General features: G+C 36.4%; 22 protein-coding genes. 15 read left to right on the forward strand and 7 right to left on the reverse strand.

All coding sequences use genetic code 11. From position 1 onward, the window contains the following. Nucleotides 1-7 precede the first annotated feature (7 nt). From BLS32_RS17190 to BLS32_RS17225, 7 genes are all read left to right on the forward strand, one after another. Complete coding sequence (locus tag BLS32_RS17190; RefSeq protein ID WP_091398968.1) at nt 8-559, forward strand: putative antibiotic biosynthesis monooxygenase; 552 nt, start codon at nt 8-10, stop codon at nt 557-559. A gap of 77 nt (nt 560-636) precedes the next feature. Then, nucleotides 637-1,014: a hypothetical protein gene (locus BLS32_RS17195; protein WP_091398969.1), complete on the forward strand. Its 378-nt coding sequence runs from the start codon at nt 637-639 to the stop codon at nt 1,012-1,014. Between the two features lie 265 nt (nt 1,015-1,279). Next, nucleotides 1,280-1,669: a helix-turn-helix domain-containing protein gene (locus BLS32_RS17200; protein WP_091398972.1), complete on the forward strand. Its 390-nt coding sequence runs from the start codon at nt 1,280-1,282 to the stop codon at nt 1,667-1,669. A 159-nt stretch (nt 1,670-1,828) separates the two neighbouring features. Next, complete coding sequence (locus BLS32_RS17205; RefSeq protein WP_091398977.1) at nt 1,829-2,128, forward strand: nucleotidyltransferase family protein; 300 nt, start codon at nt 1,829-1,831, stop codon at nt 2,126-2,128. Next, nucleotides 2,121-2,462: a HepT-like ribonuclease domain-containing protein gene (locus BLS32_RS17210; protein WP_091398980.1), complete on the forward strand. Its 342-nt coding sequence runs from the start codon at nt 2,121-2,123 to the stop codon at nt 2,460-2,462. The genes BLS32_RS17205 and BLS32_RS17210 overlap by 8 nt, the downstream gene beginning before the upstream one ends. Nucleotides 2,463-3,243: 781 nt before the next feature. After that, nucleotides 3,244-4,014 carry a GGDEF domain-containing protein gene (locus BLS32_RS17220; protein WP_139171802.1) on the forward strand — a complete coding sequence of 257 codons (771 nt, stop codon included), beginning with the start codon at nt 3,244-3,246 and terminating at the stop codon, nt 4,012-4,014. Between the two features lie 629 nt (nt 4,015-4,643). Next, nucleotides 4,644-5,102 (forward strand): hypothetical protein, encoded by a 459-nt coding sequence (locus BLS32_RS17225; protein ID WP_091398989.1) that lies wholly within the window; start codon nt 4,644-4,646, stop codon nt 5,100-5,102. 178 nt (nt 5,103-5,280) lie between these two features. Here the strand turns inward: BLS32_RS17225 and BLS32_RS17230 are convergent, their stop codons facing one another. The 3 genes from BLS32_RS17230 to BLS32_RS17240 are packed head-to-tail and all read right to left on the reverse strand — an operon-like array spanning nt 5,281 to nt 6,500. Continuing rightward, a complete protein-coding gene (locus BLS32_RS17230) occupies nt 5,281-5,658 on the reverse strand; it encodes a nucleotide-binding domain-containing protein (RefSeq protein WP_091398992.1) in 378 nt (125 codons plus the stop codon). Nucleotides 5,659-5,686: 28 nt separating this feature from the next. Continuing rightward, nucleotides 5,687-5,998 (reverse strand): nucleotidyltransferase family protein, encoded by a 312-nt coding sequence (locus BLS32_RS17235; protein ID WP_091398995.1) that lies wholly within the window; start codon nt 5,996-5,998, stop codon nt 5,687-5,689. Further along, complete coding sequence (locus tag BLS32_RS17240; RefSeq protein ID WP_091398998.1) at nt 5,985-6,500, reverse strand: hypothetical protein; 516 nt, start codon at nt 6,498-6,500, stop codon at nt 5,985-5,987. Before BLS32_RS17240 ends, BLS32_RS17235 begins: the two co-directional genes overlap by 14 nt. A gap of 150 nt (nt 6,501-6,650) precedes the next feature. Here BLS32_RS17240 and BLS32_RS17245 point away from each other — a divergent pair, with 150 nt between their 5' ends. The 6 genes from BLS32_RS17245 (at nt 6,651) to BLS32_RS17270 (ending at nt 13,142) form a co-directional block, all read left to right on the forward strand. Next, nucleotides 6,651-7,253, forward strand: coding sequence for a LexA family protein (locus tag BLS32_RS17245; RefSeq protein WP_091399001.1), 603 nt, complete (start codon nt 6,651-6,653; stop codon nt 7,251-7,253). Nucleotides 7,254-7,356: 103 nt separating this feature from the next. Continuing rightward, nucleotides 7,357-7,806 carry a GNAT family N-acetyltransferase gene (locus tag BLS32_RS17250; protein WP_091399004.1) on the forward strand — a complete coding sequence of 150 codons (450 nt, stop codon included), beginning with the start codon at nt 7,357-7,359 and terminating at the stop codon, nt 7,804-7,806. A 139-nt stretch (nt 7,807-7,945) separates the two neighbouring features. Then, nucleotides 7,946-9,463: a glycosyltransferase family 39 protein gene (locus BLS32_RS17255; protein WP_091399006.1), complete on the forward strand. Its 1,518-nt coding sequence runs from the start codon at nt 7,946-7,948 to the stop codon at nt 9,461-9,463. Nucleotides 9,464-9,649: 186 nt separating this feature from the next. Continuing rightward, nucleotides 9,650-10,465 (forward strand): helix-turn-helix transcriptional regulator, encoded by an 816-nt coding sequence (locus tag BLS32_RS17260; RefSeq protein WP_091399009.1) that lies wholly within the window; start codon nt 9,650-9,652, stop codon nt 10,463-10,465. A 70-nt stretch (nt 10,466-10,535) separates the two neighbouring features. Continuing rightward, nucleotides 10,536-11,015: a DUF6265 family protein gene (locus tag BLS32_RS17265; protein ID WP_091399012.1), complete on the forward strand. Its 480-nt coding sequence runs from the start codon at nt 10,536-10,538 to the stop codon at nt 11,013-11,015. Between the two features lie 234 nt (nt 11,016-11,249). Next, the gene (locus BLS32_RS17270) at nt 11,250-13,142 is read left to right on the forward strand and encodes a sensor histidine kinase (protein WP_091399013.1); all 1,893 of its coding nucleotides are present in this window, start codon (nt 11,250-11,252) and stop codon (nt 13,140-13,142) included. Between the two features lie 200 nt (nt 13,143-13,342). Here BLS32_RS17270 and BLS32_RS17275 read toward each other — a convergent pair whose 3' ends face one another. From BLS32_RS17275 to BLS32_RS17290, 4 genes are all read right to left on the reverse strand, one after another. Beyond that, nucleotides 13,343-13,645 carry a hypothetical protein gene (locus BLS32_RS17275; protein ID WP_091399016.1) on the reverse strand — a complete coding sequence of 101 codons (303 nt, stop codon included), beginning with the start codon at nt 13,643-13,645 and terminating at the stop codon, nt 13,343-13,345. A 158-nt stretch (nt 13,646-13,803) separates the two neighbouring features. Beyond that, a complete protein-coding gene (locus BLS32_RS17280) occupies nt 13,804-14,268 on the reverse strand; it encodes a PleD family two-component system response regulator (RefSeq protein ID WP_139171803.1) in 465 nt (154 codons plus the stop codon). A 565-nt stretch (nt 14,269-14,833) separates the two neighbouring features. Continuing rightward, nucleotides 14,834-14,962 (reverse strand): hypothetical protein, encoded by a 129-nt coding sequence (locus BLS32_RS18770; RefSeq protein WP_262488502.1) that lies wholly within the window; start codon nt 14,960-14,962, stop codon nt 14,834-14,836. 13 nt (nt 14,963-14,975) lie between these two features. Further along, the gene (locus tag BLS32_RS17290; protein WP_091399025.1) at nt 14,976-15,173 is read right to left on the reverse strand and encodes a hypothetical protein; all 198 of its coding nucleotides are present in this window, start codon (nt 15,171-15,173) and stop codon (nt 14,976-14,978) included. A 185-nt stretch (nt 15,174-15,358) separates the two neighbouring features. Here BLS32_RS17290 and BLS32_RS17295 point away from each other — a divergent pair, with 185 nt between their 5' ends. Together BLS32_RS17295 and BLS32_RS17300 are read left to right on the forward strand one after the other, a co-directional pair. Then, complete coding sequence (locus BLS32_RS17295) at nt 15,359-15,574, forward strand: hypothetical protein (protein ID WP_139171804.1); 216 nt, start codon at nt 15,359-15,361, stop codon at nt 15,572-15,574. A gap of 94 nt (nt 15,575-15,668) precedes the next feature. Continuing rightward, on the forward strand, nt 15,669-16,409 hold the full coding sequence (locus BLS32_RS17300) for a hypothetical protein (RefSeq protein ID WP_091399030.1): 741 nt from the start codon (nt 15,669-15,671) through the stop codon (nt 16,407-16,409). Nucleotides 16,410-16,873: the final 464 nt, after the last annotated feature.

Raw genomic sequence — 16,873 nt, forward strand, 5'->3', positions numbered from 1 at the left:
AAATGGTATGGAAAACCAGGGCGCATCAGTGGTCATCAACCACCATATTATAGCCGGTAAACAGGAACAGTACGAAGTGTGGCTGGAGGAAATTGGCGCCATCTGTAAAAAATCAACTGGCAATATCGACTGGCAGGTCATCCGGCCCATTCCAAACCTGACCTTTAATTACACGGTAATTATCCGGTTTGATACGATTGCACATCTGAAAAACTGGATGGAATCCGAGGATCGGAAAAGACTGATTCAAAAAGCGAACAGGCTCCTTGCGGAAGACGACCGATATTTCATTAAATCCGGACTGGATTTCCTTTTCCCATTGGAAGACGAAAATCGAAAAGTTCCGGTCAGGTGGAAACAATACCTGGCCACCTGGTCCGGGATTTATCCGTTGTCTATCGGGATTCCGTTGATGGTAATCCCCATTCTTAAAAGTTTACATGTCCCCGAAAATAAATTCATTTACTCCTTTTTCATTTCCGGGATCGTGGTATTTATCATGGTTTACCTGCTCATGCCCCATTACACCAAGCTGATCAGGAAATGGCTTTACAAATGAAAGCGGCACAATCACAATCTTAACACAAAAACTCGTATTTGCCATCCGGAAGGGTTACCTTTAAGAAAAAGTAAAAGATGTCAGAAAAAAACAAAAAGTTGTTCGGCGTTTGGATGGATTCACAAAACGCTACGATTGTAGGAAAAGAAAATGTTGAAAGTGGTGAATTCATCGTCATAGGCCATGTAAAAAATGTAGGGCCGGACAACAATTCAAACGAGAATGCGTCAAACCACCAGGAAATCGCCTTAACGCAAAAATTCTTTAAAGAAATTGCTGCTAAAATGCCAAACGTTGACGCGATACATATTACGGGAACCGGCCAGATTCAGGAACAGTTTATAAAATTCCTGTCAGAGACGCCACAATACAAAAATGCTATGGCTACAGAGAGCACTTCCAATAAAATGAGCGATGAAAATCTTTTGGCTTTCATAATGAAACATTTCAATTAAGAAGCACTATCAAATTGACTAGGGCCGTAAACTTCTGTTTGCGGCTTTTTGGTAATTGCCAATTGTCCGGCGCGGCCTTTTGCTGCATATTTGCCCGTAGAAGATAATTTCAGGTTCCTTGTTAAAAATGAAATCTAAATTTGTATTTTTGAAAAGTATAAAACAAATTTTGTTGGTGTAGCCAATCATTTCCAGCTGTATCCTACATTTCAATTTCTGTTTTTTACATGCAACGCGTTTCCATCACAATTAATACTTTTGAATTATGAACACACCATCCAAAAACCATATAGGCCGAAAAATAAGTCGCATCCGCGAATTGAAAGACATGAAACAGGAAGCTTTGGCGGCAGCACTGGGGACAAACCAACAGGCGATTTCTATGATGGAAAATAGTGAGAATATTGATGAAGATAAACTGAAAGAGGTTGCGAAAGCGCTTGGAGTTACTCCTGACGCAATTAAGAATTTTAGCGAGGAAGCTGTTATCAATATAATCAATAACACTTTTTCCGATTTTAAGGATAATTCATCTGCGATTAACTATAATTGTTCTTTAAATTTCAATCCTCTCGACAAGTTAATTGAAACTTACGAAGAAAACAAAAAACTGTATGAGCGACTGCTAGAGTCAGAAAAAAACCGAAAAATATAACCGAACAATTACTGTACTATCCAACTATGTTTAAAGACCGCCACGCGGTCTTTTTTATGTTAAAAATTTATTAGTACATTTATTCGTTTACATTTAAGTTACCAGCAATTATATTTGACGCACAACCCAAACAAGACTTTTTTTTCTTAAATTTGACACATGATGTTAATTGATAATAATATCGAATCGCTAAAAAGACTTTGTAATATTTACAACGTCGACAAAATGTACCTTTTTGGCTCAGCATTAACTTCAAATTTTACTGAAAAGAGTGATATTGATTTTTTAGTAAAATTCAAACCTATAGAATTGTCTCAATATTTTGAAAATTATATTGATTTTAAACAAAACTTACAATCATTATTTGGTCGTGAAGTAGATTTACTTGAAGAGCAAACTTTAAGAAATCCAATTCTCATTAAATCAATTAATAGATCTAAAGAGTTGATTTATGGATGAAAGGATTTTAAAATGGCTGTTTGACATCAAATTGTCAATTGAAGAAATCGATAGTTATTATCAAAATCATGAAAACGATTTTTTTAGATATCGTCAAAACTTGATGATGAAACGAGCAGTTGAAAGAAATCTTGAAATAATTGGAGAAGCGATGAATAGAATAATTACTCGCGACTCTAGTTTTGAAGAAAAAATAACAAATGCTAAAGCTATTATTGGATTAAGAAATCACGTGATTCATTCTTATGACAATGTTTCTGATGAAAATATTTGGGCAATTTTGACAAATCATCTTCCTAAATTAAAACTTGAAATTGATAGCTTGATACAATAACTGCTGGTAACAGCGGCTAAGCGAGATTGCTGGTTTTCTGTAACCGGAAACTTTGTCTTCACGAAGAAAGTTTTATCTTGGCAGAGAAAACTCAGTCCGCTTGAATCGCAACCTCGCTTAAGCCGCGAAACGTTATAGGACATTGCAGAAAAAAATCGTAATCATGAAGTTTTTCCCGATACATATTTTAATTAAAGATTTATCATTCATGATAATTTACTTTCTAATTATGAAGTTTAATTTAACGAACGAAAGTTTTTTGCCTGATACAATGAAAAATTTCCCTGGCGCAACTAAAATGCAATTTGTAGATATGATCAGCGCTTCGGTATTTTATAATTTAATTCCTCTGTTTTTTAGCTTCATTTTATATTATCCAATTGTTTATGCTATAAACAAATTAATTAAAAATAATTCAATAGTAAAATTAGTTTTGGCTGGATTCACATTGACTTCAACAACTCCACTACTCTATTTATTTTTTAATAATTACAAACATAACGATTATTATATGTTGAAAGCAGAAACTATATCTTGGATTTTTGTCTATTCAATTTCAATAACGCTATATGTATTTTTAAATATCAATTTAAAATCTTTAAAATTAAAACAAAGCAACGTCCTATAACCGCCTGTAACCGCAATCGCGGGGTTTTAGGTAATTTGAAGTTTCATTTTCACGAAGAATGTTTTATCTTGGCAGAGAGAACTCAGTTCGCTTGGATCCGCGACTGCGGTTACAGGCCTAACGTTGGCTGAAATATTAAGAAAACATGCGAAAATGACTGCAATCAAAGAATCATTCAAAAAGTTTAAACAGGATTTCCTTCCGAAAGTATACTATGATATCCTGAAATGGTTGTTTGGTATCATTGTAATTTTCATTCTATACAAGCTTTTTAATAAGAATTTGAAAATTGAAGAATTTCTAGATAAAGCAGTTTCTTTAAAGTTCTACATGCTCATTATTATCATTTTAGTTCTGGCAGGTGCTATTGTTGGAGTATTAAAAATATGGTATAATAAAAAAATAAAGGAGTTGAAGAGAATAACCTATACGGACGAAAAAACCGGACTAAAAAGTCACAAACTGTTGGAAGAATACCTTGGCGAAAAAATGAAAGAGGCCAAAAAAATTCGAAAGCCATTATCAATCATTTTAATTGATATCGACGATTTTAAAAATTTTAATGAACGATATACGCCCACGATTGGAGATAAAGTAATTTCCGAAGTGGGAAAGCTACTTCTCGACGATGTTCGTATCACTGACCAAACTTTTAGAAGATATGAAACCGGTGATGAATTTGTTGTAATAAGCTCAGACACCAATATTTCTCAAGCAAAAATACCTGCAGATAGAAAACGTGAATTTATTGCCAACCACAATTTCATTGTAGATAACGTAGCATACAAAATAACGGTATGCTGTGGTATCGCGCAGTATAAAGAAGACGATACAATCCAAACATTGCTCGACCGAGCTAATTATGCGATGCGAAACATTGCAAAGAAAAAAGAAAAGAAAAATTCCACGGAACACGCATCATAAAAATACTTCAGCCAACAACGCAACAAAGCACACGCTGGTTTTCGGCAAGTTGAACGTTCATCTTCACGAAGAAAGTCTATCTTAGCAGAGAGAACTCAGTTCGCTCTTACGCGCATGCGTTGTTGCGCGAAACGTTGGTGGCAATGCTAAAAAAAGAGAATATGAATACTAATAATGAATTTTGGAATAATTTAGATAATGTTGTTCAAAAACACAACGACTATATTTTGTCTGATGAACAGCGAACAGCAATTGCTAAATAAGAACAAAAAGCTTATGAAGCAAATATTAAAAATATTAAAGAAATAATTGAAGAAGTCGAAAACAGACTTAATGAAAGAGGATTTTGGACTGAAAAATTTATTGACAAAAAAGGATTTAGGTTTAGATTTAACAAGAGTGGATATTATGGACCTGGAGGATTTTCCAGCCAATATCATACGGCGGCCCATTAGTTTTGGGAATTATAAATCCTTTAGGCGATGCTTTAGTTTCTTATTCTAAAAATACCTTGGAAGAAAATATCCAAATAGGTTGTAACTTCGAAAAAAATGAATTTACAGAATTCGTTAAAAAAACAATTATGGACTTCATTTCACCTAACAATTTAATAATTTCTAAAGATCAATATGACAACTTACGAAACTTTAAAGCTAATAATTGAAATTTTGAAAATTATGGTTTGGCCAATATTTATAATAATCATCCTTCTAACTTTTAAAAAAAACATAAAACAATTATTTGACAGAACTGGAAATATTGAGGGCAGCTTAGGCTCTTGGAATTTCAAATTACAAGCTAAAGATCAATTACAAAAAACTGTGAAGGAAGCAATAAATTTAGAAAAGCTAGGTAAAAAAGAAGATGCAGATAAACTTATCTCTGATAATACTGAAATTATTTCTCAAGCTTTAGGACTTACAGAAAATGATATTCATTATTTGATTGATATAAAAGAAGGTAAGAAAAAAGGTAGGTGGGGCAAAGTCCATTTAGCAAACGCTGGTTTAATTCAGCTAGATGGTGGCGATTTAACTGAAGCAGGACAAATTATTATTGATCGGTTTTTAAAACATAATAAGAAATAAGCACAGCCACCAACCGCCTGTATGCGAATTGCGATGGTTTTCAGTGGCCGGAAGTGTTCTTTCACGAAGAAACATTATCTGCGGCAGAGAGAACTCAGTTCGCTTTGACCGCGACTTCGTTTGGCGAGAGAACGTTATGTGCAAGGTTTGAGCTGCAAGATGCAGGAAACATTCGGCATTACTGTCTTACAATTACCTTGACTCGATCACGAGCTATACAAACTCGGTTTTTTACTGCAAAACAATCGACATAATGTGAGCCGATATACGCCGTTTTTTCTATTTTTTGTGATGTTCCATGATCACTTATTTCTCCTCGTGGTTCCGGACTTCGATCGTCGTTTTTAACCTTCCATTTTAAAACGTCAGCTCTCGTATTATTCTCAACCACTTTAAACTCAATACTGTTCTTCGTATCAACAATACCATTAGCGATCTTTAAATTAGCATGGTATTTTCTGAAACCATCAAGTTTTTCAACAAAGCCATCAATATTTAAAATTAATGACTCATCGACAAGTACTGGAATTTTTTGATCAAATAAATATCTTTCCATTGCACTTTTCCTTTGGTAAAAAGTCGAATCAAACTTTTAAAGTATAGGAAGTAGGATTTTTATAATCTTTTCTAAATTGATTGGCTAGATTATTTAAATAATTTTGGGGCTCAACATTTTGCCTTTGCCAATCTCCCATTATATATAAAATATCTAAATCATGAAGCGGCCTTATAGCAGTAAACCTCGGATAAGATCCTATTTGAACACAATTGTTTACCCCAAGTAAATCATTGAATGATTGATAAATGTTCGATACGAATTGCCTATCCTCAGAATTTGGTGACAATTTCTCTTTTACAAACGTTCTAATTAGCGAGTTAATTCTATCTTTTTTCATAAGTGGTAGTTGTAATCATTGATGTTAAAATATCATTTAATAAGCGGCCTTTAAAGTTCACTACAATTGAATTTCTATTACGGTTGATCTCAGTCATTATATTCTGGTCAATTCTGCTTTGAGGCGCATAAATAATGAGTGAGTCACTATCTCTTTTATACTTCAGAATTTCTAGTATTTGGTCTTGAAATTCTTCATAATTTACCAACATCATTGTATGTCTTTCGCCTTTTTTTAATGAAGCGGATGCTATTCGTTCAATATTTTTTGATTTAAATAATCCCGAGTCTAAAAGTAAATCTCGAAAATCTTGAAACTCAGCCTCTGCATAAATTGCAATCTTTTTATTTGCCAATCCTCTTCCTAATCTGACCCAGACTGGAACTACTCCGGAAAGAATTATATAAAGTCCATAAATCAGAGAAAATAAAGCAGCCATGGTACTTAATCCTCCCACTATTATAAAAAATGGGTGATTGAAAAAGTCTATAATTCTTTCCATTTAGTTCTTAGGCGTTAAAAAGTTAATTTTCTAATACACTCAATTTTCAATGAACATATTTCTTTACATTTGTAAATGTAACAATAAAGCAGACAAAAAGTAGAACAAGTTGAAAAGTTCGTCTTTTTGTTAAAAACTATTTGATTGAAAATGAGGAAGATTCATAAAACGCAAGAGAAACTGTTGGATTTGCTGAAATCCACAATAGATCATCCATTGACCATTAGAGAACTTGCATCTTCTATTGGCGAACAATCACCTGGCGTCATTCATCACCATTTAGTACAACTTGAAAAAAAAGGTTATTTAAAACGCAATCCAAATAACCCTAAAGACTATACAATTTTAGATTCAGGTGAAAAGCTCATTGTATATTTAAATAAATATGGAACCGCACAATGTGGACCGAATGGGATAATGTTAGACGATAATGTTATAGAAAAAATCCCAATTGCTTCTAGCCTTTTAAAATTTCCATCTTCTGAAGCTTTTATAGTTGAGGCTCGCGGAGATTCAATGGAGCCAAAAATCTTCAGTGGAGATATAGTCATCGGTAGAAAACAGGAATATGCCGAACACAATGATTTTATAATTTGTACTTATAATGAGGAAGTAATGATCAAGCAACTGAAGAAAGGCAATGATGGTCTAATACTTTACTCTATAAATAGCGGAAAATACAATCCAAAAAAAATTGAAGCGGAAGATCTTAAAATTGCAGGTATTGTTAAAAACATTTTACATTACGATTAATTAACCCTGCACATAACAGAGGCTAAGCGAGTCGCCTGGTTTTTCGTAAATCGAAACATTTATTTCCAATGCTAACGCACCGAAACCATAAACTAAACTGAATATGATATTCCGCGAAGCAAAAATTGAAGATATCAAACAAATTCAGATCGTACGGAATTCCGTAAAAGAAAATACGTTGTCCAATCCGGCATTGGTAACGGACGCAGACTGCGAAAACTTTATGTTTCATCGCGGCAAAGGCTGGGTTTGTGAAACGTACAACCGGATTGCCGGATTTGCAATTGCCGATTTAAGGGAAGACAACATCTGGGCACTTTTCCTGCATCCTGAATTTGAGGGAAAAGGCATGGGGAAAAAACTGCACCAAATGATGCTTGACTGGTATTTCTCCACCGGGAAAGAAAAGGTTTGGCTGGGAACATCGCCAAACACGCGGGCTGAAAAATTTTATACCAAGGCGGGATGGAAACGAAACGGGATGCATGGAAAAAACGAAGTGAAATTCGAAATGTTGAAACAGGATTGGTTAAAAATCAATCCCGGCAGTTAACCACCGGGCAAATGGGTAATTCGATAAATCATTAAAATTCCTTTTCGGAAATTAATAATTTTAATCATGCAAACTAAAGGCCAAACGTTAGCGGAAATGCCCGAGCGACAAGAAAAAAAAAGAAAATCAAAAACAAAAAATGACAAAACAGAATAAACTAATAATCGCAATTTTTTGCATAATAAAATTTACACTTCATTTAATTGCAGATTATCATTCAGGGTTTCAAGGTGACGAATTATTACATATTGAAACTGGAAATCATTTAGCTATTGGTTATATGGAATTTCCACCATTAATTGGAGTTTTAGCATATGTTCAAAATCTTTTTAATTCCAATTCTGTATATATTCACCATCTATTTTCTCATATCTCTTGCATTTTAATAATTATTTATGTTGGAAAAATCACATTAGAATTAGGCGGTAAAAACAAAGCGTTATTTCTAACTTTATTATGCATAGTCATTGCTCCAGCATTTGGACGTTCACAACAACTTTTTCAACCTGTTATTTTTGGACAACTATTTTGGGTTTTGGGTTTTTACCAATTAGTTCGATTTACAAAATATCTTGACAAAAAATATTTAACCTATTTAGCCATTTTTTCAGTAATTGGTTTTTTATTCAAATATGATGTACTTTTTTTTATTTTCGGTATATCGTCATTATTATTCTTTAAAAGAACAAGAGAAACATTATTAAAACAAAATGTTAGATTACATATTTTGCTTGCTTTTATAATAATTCTGCCAAATATTTATTGGCAATACATGACTGATTATCCTGTATTTCAAATGTTTAGTAGATTATACGAAACACAACTGGATAAAATTTCGAGAATTGATAATTTGAAAAATTTAATTCTTGCTTCCAATCCAATTTCGCTTATTTTGATTTTACCTGCATTAATTTATATTTTCAAATCTAACAAAGCCGAACTTTATAAACCATTAGCATTTTCAATTACTTTATCCTTCCTTTTATTGATATCCAGTAACGGAAAATCGTATTATTTCTTTCCTATCATTTTAACAATCTTGCCCTTTGGAGCAATATTTTGGGAACAAAAAGTAATTCAAAATCATAAATGGGTTATGTTTCCAATAACATTTCTTTTATTTTTAGGCTCTATATTAATTTCATTCGGAATGCCAGTTTATACTTTCAACCATTATTTACATTCCATTTACAAATTTGAAAAGAAAGATATTGATGGCGGAAAATATGGTGTAAAATATGATGAGTATTATACTAAAGAAAAATGGAAAAAAACAATGAGTGAATTAAAAAAAGTTTTTGATAGTTTGCCAGAAAATGAAAAGCAAAATTGTAAAATTTGGGGCAAACATTATGCTCAAGCTGGAGCAGTTAATCTATTTGGGAAAGAATACAACTTGCCAAAAGCATTTTCATATCACGGAAGTTATTATAGTTGGACACCAAGTGGAGGAATGCCAAATACTGTAATTGCATTAAGCTATCAAGTTGGTGATTTTTTCAATCCATATTTTGAAAAAGTAACTCTTGTTAAGAGTATTTATAATCCATATGCAGACAATGAAGAAGAATTGTATCAGAGAATATACATTTGCAAAAAGCCAAAACAGAATTTTGAAAAAATGAAAGATTTATTTAAACATAGAATATTTGAATAAATAAAGGCACTATCCGCTAACAACGGCTAAGCGAATCGGCTGGTTTTGTGTAAATTGAAACAGTTTTCTCCATAACTTCGTTTCCGTTCAGCAGGGAATACGCTGCTAATAATTTCGCAGAATTCGCTTAGCCGCAAAACTTTATGTTACGCCCTAAACCAAACTTCTATCAAAAAAGAAAGCCCAATGAATTACCAAACATTTAAACCAAATCAAGACTTGGCTACACTTGTTAAATGTTATTGGACATTGGAAAGCCCGAAAGAAGAAACACCAGAAAAGCAAAACATTGTTCCTGACGGTTGTATGGAAATGATTTTTCATTATGGCGATTTATACCGGCAATATACTGCAAACGGGGAAAGCATTATCCAGCCAAAATGTTTTGTAATCGGACAACTGACCCGGCCACTCGAAATAGAACCAACAGGAGAAACAGGGATTTTTTCCGTTCGCTTTCATCCCAACGGATTTTTGCCTTTTGCAACCGTTCCGATAAAAGAAATCGAAAACACAGCCGTATCATTAGAAAAACTGTTTGGGACGGACGGACAGGAAATCGAAAAACAGATTTTAACCGCTAATATAACTTTAGAAAGGATAAAACTTATTGAAAGATTTTTATTAAGCCATTTAACTGATTGCGAAACCGTTGACCGCATTGTAAAATCAACCGTTGAAACCATATTGACAGCTAACGGACAACTTTCTGTTGCCGAACTTTCCAAACAATCGAATACCAACCGGAGACAATTGGAACGTAAATTTTCATCAACAATTGGTTTAAGCCCGAAACAGCTTTCAAAAACCATACGACTGCAAGCCACACTTAAAATGTTGCTGAACAAAAAATTTACAAGCCTTACCGCTTTGGCCTACGAAAACGAATTTTACGACCAGGCACATTTCATCAAAGACTTCATAGAGTTAACCGGATTTACACCAAAAGAATTTTACAGAAATAACCTGAAAATGTCTTCGCTATTTTACGGAACAGATTAGCCTTGTCGCATTTTTACAATTTTAAGTTTCGAACATATTAGAACTTTGCAACCTAACGTAAAATAATTGAATGGAAACAGGTAATAAACTTTTAATTGCTATGGTCAGCTTGATCATTCTTTGTGCTTGGACAACAAAGCAGACGAATGACATCAAAAAAGCGGAATGGCTTATCGGAACTTGGGAAAACAAAACCCCAAAAGGAAATATCTATGAAACCTGGAGTAAAGCCAGCAACGATGAACTTATAGGAAAAAGCTACATCGTCAAACAAAAAGACACGATTATTTTTGAAAACATAAGATTAATTCAGGACAAAGCAGGATTCTTTTATATCCCAACCGTTAAAAATCAAAATGGCGGTTTGCCCGTTCGCTTTGAAGCAACAACAATTTCAGCAACACAATTGGTTTTTGAAAATCCGCAACACGACTTTCCAAAAACCATTTCTTACACAAAAATCAGTAGTGACTCTTTATTGGCTGAAATTTCAGGAACGAAAAACGAACAAGAACGCAAACAAACCTTTTCGATGAAACGACTGAAATAAAAGGGCGGTCGCATAACTGTGCGTACATGAAATACAAAGCCTGTTTCATTTTGAAACAGGCTTCATATTTTTGCAATCCGAAAAAGATTACCAATGAAACCAGATTGTTTCTTTTAAAATGCAGATTCCATAATGCTTAACTGCTCGGCAAGACTTTTTTTTCCGCTGTGATGATTTAATTTGTGCGATAAAGGCTACCTTTGAAACGTAACAGTACCGCAACCAAATCGTTAGATGACAGGAAAGAGAATGAAAATAATCTGGTGGAGCACCATTGTGGCCAGCGTGTTGCTGCCCGCCTGTGTTTGGTCACAGGCCGTAGAGATTAGAAAATTGCAGCATGAATTGAAACAGGCTCCGGACAGCGCAGCTTATGTGAAAAAGTTGAATCGCATGTCGATGCTGATGCACCTGAAAGACCCTGACAGCGCTTTCATATATGCGCTGCGGTCTAAAAACATTACAGCCCGGCTGAAAGATTTGCAGGGCGATGCAGACGCGACAAATGTTATGGCCATTGCCCTGGCAGTTAAAGGGATGCAACATGATGCCATGAACCTTTTCAAACAAGCATTGGCCAAATACAAGCGCCTCGATGACGCTTCAAACATGGTGCAGGTTTATATGAATATGTCTGTTTTATTTTCAAGTTTAGAGCAGACTCAGAATATGCTGGAATATTCACGCCGGGCAATGAAGCTGGGTAAAAAAATTACGAATGACAGTATTTTAAGCCTTGTTTATTCCAATTACGCAATGCTGAATGACAAAATGCCGGCGGACAGTTTGCTTTTTTACCTGAGCAAATCTAACGCGATTGCGCAGCGGTATAAAGATTCGCGGGTGTTGCTGGTAAACCGTCAGATCGAAGCGTCTAAACTGATGGCCGGCACAGCAAAAAAAGAGGCATTGCCTGTTTTTATGCAGGTACTGGAGCAGTCAAAACGCCTGGGTATTGAATATGCCGAAATTTCTGCACACCAGGCGCTTGCCGAATACTATCGCGACAATCCGGCAACGGCTTTACAGCACAGCGAACAGGCATTGTCGGTTGCAAACAGCAACGGCTATTCTTACCTGACACCGTTGATCCTGGAAGACATCATGCATTATTCCAAACTTGCGGGCGATGAAAAAAAAGAGCTTGAAACTGCCCGGCAACTGGTGGAAGCGGTAAAAATGCAGCAACATCAGACCGAACTTTTCCTGCACGATTATTTACATTTCGACGACCTGCAGCGGGAAAACAAATTATTGGAGGACAACTCCAAAGCCGATAATAAGCGCATACTGCTTCTTTTGGTTTTTTCCGCACTATCCGCCCTTTTTACCATCGCGATGGTGTGGCTGTACCGAAAAACCCGTAAAGTATCCATGAAAAAAAGCACGATGAACCGTGCCATCAGGAGAAAAAACGAAAAGTTCGAACAGAGCGATCATTTCAAGAACAGGCTTGTCTCCATCCTTGCCCACGACTTTCGGTCACCATTGATTTCCACAATCTCTGTTGTCGAAATCTTAAGTGCGCATCCTGATCTTTCTGCTGAGGAAATGGATGCTTTTTATGCCAGGATTAAAAACGATGTAAGCAAGATCCTCGACAGGTTCGACCTCACCTTGCAGTGGATCCGGCAACAGCTTAAAGGCTACACACTGCAATTGGTTACTTTGCAGCCGCGGCAGCTTTTCGATGATGCGGCGCAGAATTTTGCCTCCCAGTTACAAAAAGCGCAGCTCAAATTTATAAATAACATTCCACCGGACCTGACTATTGTCTCGGACAAAGAAATGTTGCAATTCATCAATCGGAATTTGCTGTCAAACGCTATCAAATACTCGCCCGTTGGCGGAAAGATAACGATAGGATTTCAATTGCAAAATGACAAAATATCGATCGAAGTATCCGATGAAGGCAAAGGCTTGGATGAAAAAAGTTTCCAAAATCTCTTCTCAGTTGGTGATTACTCCGGCTCCACGAAAGAAGGTGCCGGAATTGCACTTTCAATGTGCCAGGATTTCATTACGAAACTTGGGGGCGAAATTACAGCAGCAAACAACAGTTCCGGAGGCGCCACTTTTACTTATTCGCTGCCAATGGAACCTGCAAAAGTAATGAGCAGGCCATAACGTTAACCCCGTTTTTCCCGCCGAATGCGAATGATTCGTTATTAACTGCTGACGGCCTTTATCCCAACCATACGAAAAATTACCCTGAGAGCACCTTCGGTTCAATAGTGCACACACAGCGATACGGCAAGTACCATTGTGATTACCTGCAAGCGCTGCTGTCCCATAGCCCGGTCTATTTTAAGCAATCGATCGTTTGTTCAGAAATACTCGGGATGTTGGTAAAAACTTAGGCTTTCATTGATTTCGTTACGGTAACTGTACAAATCCGTCAGATCCGAAATCCGGCTGCGCGATTCGACCTTTTTTTTTCCAACGATGCCAAGATACTGCCTCCGCTTGTTATTTAGGTATAATCTGCAAATCGTCCGGTATCTGTCTCCGTCAAGAAATACGGCAATATACCCTTTCAGTCTTTGGCAGCAAATTTTTTTGGGATCAATGCGCGGCGCGAGGATGTCGCTGATAATTTGGGTGGCGATTTGTGCCTCTTGTTCTTCCATAGTGATCATTTGTAGGGTTAATCATAATAGTTCGAATCGTCAAGTATATAAATATAAAAAAAGTTTTCAAATTTTAGGCTTCAAATCCACTGTTTGTAATACGGCAAATTAGCGCTTACAATCCTTCAACTGCCCTTTAGAAAATCATACATCCCAAATCAGGCAGTAATTTTGTTTTTTAAACTGTATATAAATTCTTTTTTGTCCCGCTTGCGCGTGGGCCAGTCTAATTTTACAAGGCACTCAAGAAGCAGTGCAAATTCCTGCAATGAATCAGGTTGAACGGTATAGAAATCAGCGCCTAAAAGCCAACATGTTTCCTGGGTCCGGTAGTCGTTAATTTTAGACAGTACCACAATAGGTATTTTAAAAAATAATTTGCTTTTTTTAAGGAACTGGATGATCTGATACCCGGTAAAATTAGAGTAGTAACAGTCAACAAAGATAATTGTGCCAGGCGGAGGCTGTTGTTTTGAAACCAGGTACTCAGCCGTTAGCGGAGCAGATTTGAAATTTCCTGACATATTATCGACCGCCGCCCGAAAATCGCCTTGTGCGACGGCATTGTCAGATGCGTATAACAATGTTATAGGAAGCGGTGCATTAGTAGAACCTTTATACATGATCTTTGGGGTATTGAACATTATAAAAATCGCTTTATAAACATACAATTATAATTCAATAATCATACAGTAAATTCCAAAAAAAAATGAATAATGAGCGGGTACGACGGCAGCAAATAATTGATGTATTTAGTATCAGCGATTTAGCTTTTTTGGATGATTTCAACGCCACTGACATGGAAGTAATTTATTATGGTATTACCAACTCAGTAATGGTATCATGTTGACCGAATTTTGGCCTGATCCATTTTTCAAGATCAAAATGATGCCAATTCCAGCCTCTGAACAGCAGCTGTTCACTTTGATAAAGGAATTGTCCCTTGGAATTTAAAAAAGTTTACAATGTAGAAATCACTCCCTTTTTCACTCCAGTATTTTTGGAAATAAATACTCTCCCTTGTAAAGTCATCCAGTATATAATCTGCAATCATGCGTTCTTCCTGAAAAAAGGCATCGAGTGCCGCAATACTGGTACGAAATGCAAAACCGATATAAACGTGCTTTCGATCCGGGCTTATCGTTTTAGGGGTTTGTACTTCCCCACTCGACCCGATTAATACCACTTCTACAAGTTCAGCTTCAGCGACAAAGCACGGACGTAATCAGCAAGCTGGCTTTCTACACTTGGCGGGCTAAAATTACTTACGTTTAGCGGCTGGTCGAATTGATACAACAGCATGATGCTGAGCTTCATATTTTTCATACCCTTAAATATCGCGCTGCTCCAGTATCCTGCCGTCAAGGCCATGGATAAATATCACGGCTTTTCCGTATAAGCGTTTCGCCAAACCAACAGCTTCTTTTACAACAACATTTTTGTCCGCTCCCGAAATCAAGTCAGCCGGAGCGCTATTGCATTTTGCCGTCCAGCCCTTTACCGTTTTTAAAATGTGTATCTGCTTCATATTTTGAAAATTAGCATTTAAAAATGTTGCCGGAAAAATTACCCTTAAAGGCGTGTAACTATTAATTCCGAACTGTAAAGTTAGCTACAGCATTTTCAGCATACTTACACCACTATTTCGATTCATTGTACAATTTTTGGGAGAACTATTTGATTTTGCGTTTTGCTAAAACCGGTTGCTTCATTATGAAAATCGGATTCTGTATGCAACACGGGATTAAACAGTCCTTGATTTGGTATCATTTTACCCTCGTTCGCAAAAATCATTTTTTTGCAAATCAAACCAAAAGGAAACCAAAACCACATCAAAACAATACCAAACCAAAACACGGCATGGATGCGGCATGGATGTATCATAGCCACGGTACCGCAGCAGTTTGTTTTTTTAAGATTTTTTTGTAAGTTTGAGTTGTGAAGTATTGGCGGACAGCCAATTGGTATTGCAAATATACATTATCCGACTGAAAAAAGATTATATGCACTTAAATTTTATATCATGGCCAAAAACATCGGACCCATCCAATTTACCGGAAAGCTCGGAGGGCTTTCAGGACGTAATACTGCCTTCGGCAATGTCATCCAGACACCTGGAGGCTTTAAAAGCGAACGCCTTAAAAATGATCTCATTTATTTGAAAAGCCGTCAGTGTTCTGCCGAGTTCGCACATTGCTCAAAGACCGCAGCATTGTTCAGGCAACAGTTGCTGCCCTATTTGCAGCTACTGCCCGACCCTTACGTGTACAACCATATCCAGAAACGCGTCCTGGTGATTAAAGACTGTGACCCTACATCCCCAAAGGGCAGTAAAACGTTTAACAAAGGGCTGTCTAGCGAGTCAGGTGAAGCATTGCTCCGCAATTTTTCCTTCAACCGCAAGCGGCAATTTTATTTTGCGGGAATACCCGGGCATAGTATAGACATTGAAAAAGGCAGGCTTACTTTGGATGACGTAAATCCGAACATGTTTGATTTCCCGGGAACCGCCAATGCAGTAGTTTTTCAACTTATTCTACTTGGGGTTGATTTGTCGGTTTCAGCCCTAACTACAAGTGCGTGTTTTATTGTAAAAAAAACCGACATACAAACATCAATCTCTTTGGAGGCAGAGATTCCTTGTGCCGGTACATTCGTGGCCGTATTATTTATCGGGGCCTGCCGTAGCGCTGAAGGGGCCATTTTGTGGATGAAGCACGAATCTAATGTATTGCAGGTCATGGCGTTGGGTCAAAAACTTTAGGTATTGATTCGTAATATCTTCCGCTGCAAGAAAATCCTAAACTTCCGTTTCGGCTTCACTGTTTTGTAGCAGGTAAGAGATAATTTTATCGCATTGTTTTTAATATTGTCTTAGGATGCGCTTATTAATACCAACAAAGCATTTTCAGCGTTGATCCATTACGATTTCCGCTATGATGGTAATCATGCATGTTCAAGTCATTTAGAGGTCTTAAAACCTTGATTTGACCATATTGACTTTCATGTGCAGTTCTTTCGGCTTCTTTTCGCTATAGCTCCTGTTACATAATAGTCATAAAAAAGCCTCCCGTTTCTGAAAGGCCTATTACCTAATCTAACTAATATAAAATAACTTATGCGATCGTGCTTTGAAAGTCGTTTGCTTTTTTAAGGAATGCTTTGATCAGCAAACGGTTTGGTGCGATACCAGAGTTGATCATTTGTTTTTTTCCAACAGTACCGTCA

It is taken from the genome of Flavobacterium noncentrifugens, from assembly GCF_900100375.1.
Lineage (GTDB): Bacteria > Bacteroidota > Bacteroidia > Flavobacteriales > Flavobacteriaceae > Flavobacterium > Flavobacterium noncentrifugens.

Excerpts from the sequence above, each read along its gene's own strand:
- BLS32_RS17190 (WP_091398968.1), top strand. The coding sequence starts at position 8 with ATGGAAAACCAGGGCGCATCAGTGGTCATCAACCACCATATTATAGCC.
- BLS32_RS17195 (WP_091398969.1), top strand. The coding sequence starts at position 637 with ATGTCAGAAAAAAACAAAAAGTTGTTCGGCGTTTGGATGGATTCACAA.
- BLS32_RS17200 (WP_091398972.1), top strand. The coding sequence starts at position 1,280 with ATGAACACACCATCCAAAAACCATATAGGCCGAAAAATAAGTCGCATC.
- BLS32_RS17205 (WP_091398977.1), top strand. The coding sequence starts at position 1,829 with ATGATGTTAATTGATAATAATATCGAATCGCTAAAAAGACTTTGTAAT.
- BLS32_RS17210 (WP_091398980.1), top strand. The coding sequence starts at position 2,121 with ATGGATGAAAGGATTTTAAAATGGCTGTTTGACATCAAATTGTCAATT.
- BLS32_RS17220 (WP_139171802.1), top strand. The coding sequence starts at position 3,244 with ATGACTGCAATCAAAGAATCATTCAAAAAGTTTAAACAGGATTTCCTT.
- BLS32_RS17225 (WP_091398989.1), top strand. The coding sequence starts at position 4,644 with ATGACAACTTACGAAACTTTAAAGCTAATAATTGAAATTTTGAAAATT.
- BLS32_RS17230 (WP_091398992.1), bottom strand. The coding sequence starts at position 5,658 with ATGGAAAGATATTTATTTGATCAAAAAATTCCAGTACTTGTCGATGAG.
- BLS32_RS17235 (WP_091398995.1), bottom strand. The coding sequence starts at position 5,998 with ATGAAAAAAGATAGAATTAACTCGCTAATTAGAACGTTTGTAAAAGAG.
- BLS32_RS17240 (WP_091398998.1), bottom strand. The coding sequence starts at position 6,500 with ATGGAAAGAATTATAGACTTTTTCAATCACCCATTTTTTATAATAGTG.
- BLS32_RS17245 (WP_091399001.1), top strand. The coding sequence starts at position 6,651 with ATGAGGAAGATTCATAAAACGCAAGAGAAACTGTTGGATTTGCTGAAA.
- BLS32_RS17250 (WP_091399004.1), top strand. The coding sequence starts at position 7,357 with ATGATATTCCGCGAAGCAAAAATTGAAGATATCAAACAAATTCAGATC.
- BLS32_RS17255 (WP_091399006.1), top strand. The coding sequence starts at position 7,946 with ATGACAAAACAGAATAAACTAATAATCGCAATTTTTTGCATAATAAAA.
- BLS32_RS17260 (WP_091399009.1), top strand. The coding sequence starts at position 9,650 with ATGAATTACCAAACATTTAAACCAAATCAAGACTTGGCTACACTTGTT.
- BLS32_RS17265 (WP_091399012.1), top strand. The coding sequence starts at position 10,536 with ATGGAAACAGGTAATAAACTTTTAATTGCTATGGTCAGCTTGATCATT.
- BLS32_RS17270 (WP_091399013.1), top strand. The coding sequence starts at position 11,250 with ATGACAGGAAAGAGAATGAAAATAATCTGGTGGAGCACCATTGTGGCC.
- BLS32_RS17275 (WP_091399016.1), bottom strand. The coding sequence starts at position 13,645 with ATGGAAGAACAAGAGGCACAAATCGCCACCCAAATTATCAGCGACATC.
- BLS32_RS17280 (WP_139171803.1), bottom strand. The coding sequence starts at position 14,268 with ATGTATAAAGGTTCTACTAATGCACCGCTTCCTATAACATTGTTATAC.
- BLS32_RS18770 (WP_262488502.1), bottom strand. The coding sequence starts at position 14,962 with ATGAAGCTCAGCATCATGCTGTTGTATCAATTCGACCAGCCGCTAAAC.
- BLS32_RS17290 (WP_091399025.1), bottom strand. The coding sequence starts at position 15,173 with ATGAAGCAGATACACATTTTAAAAACGGTAAAGGGCTGGACGGCAAAA.
- BLS32_RS17295 (WP_139171804.1), top strand. The coding sequence starts at position 15,359 with ATGAAAATCGGATTCTGTATGCAACACGGGATTAAACAGTCCTTGATT.
- BLS32_RS17300 (WP_091399030.1), top strand. The coding sequence starts at position 15,669 with ATGGCCAAAAACATCGGACCCATCCAATTTACCGGAAAGCTCGGAGGG.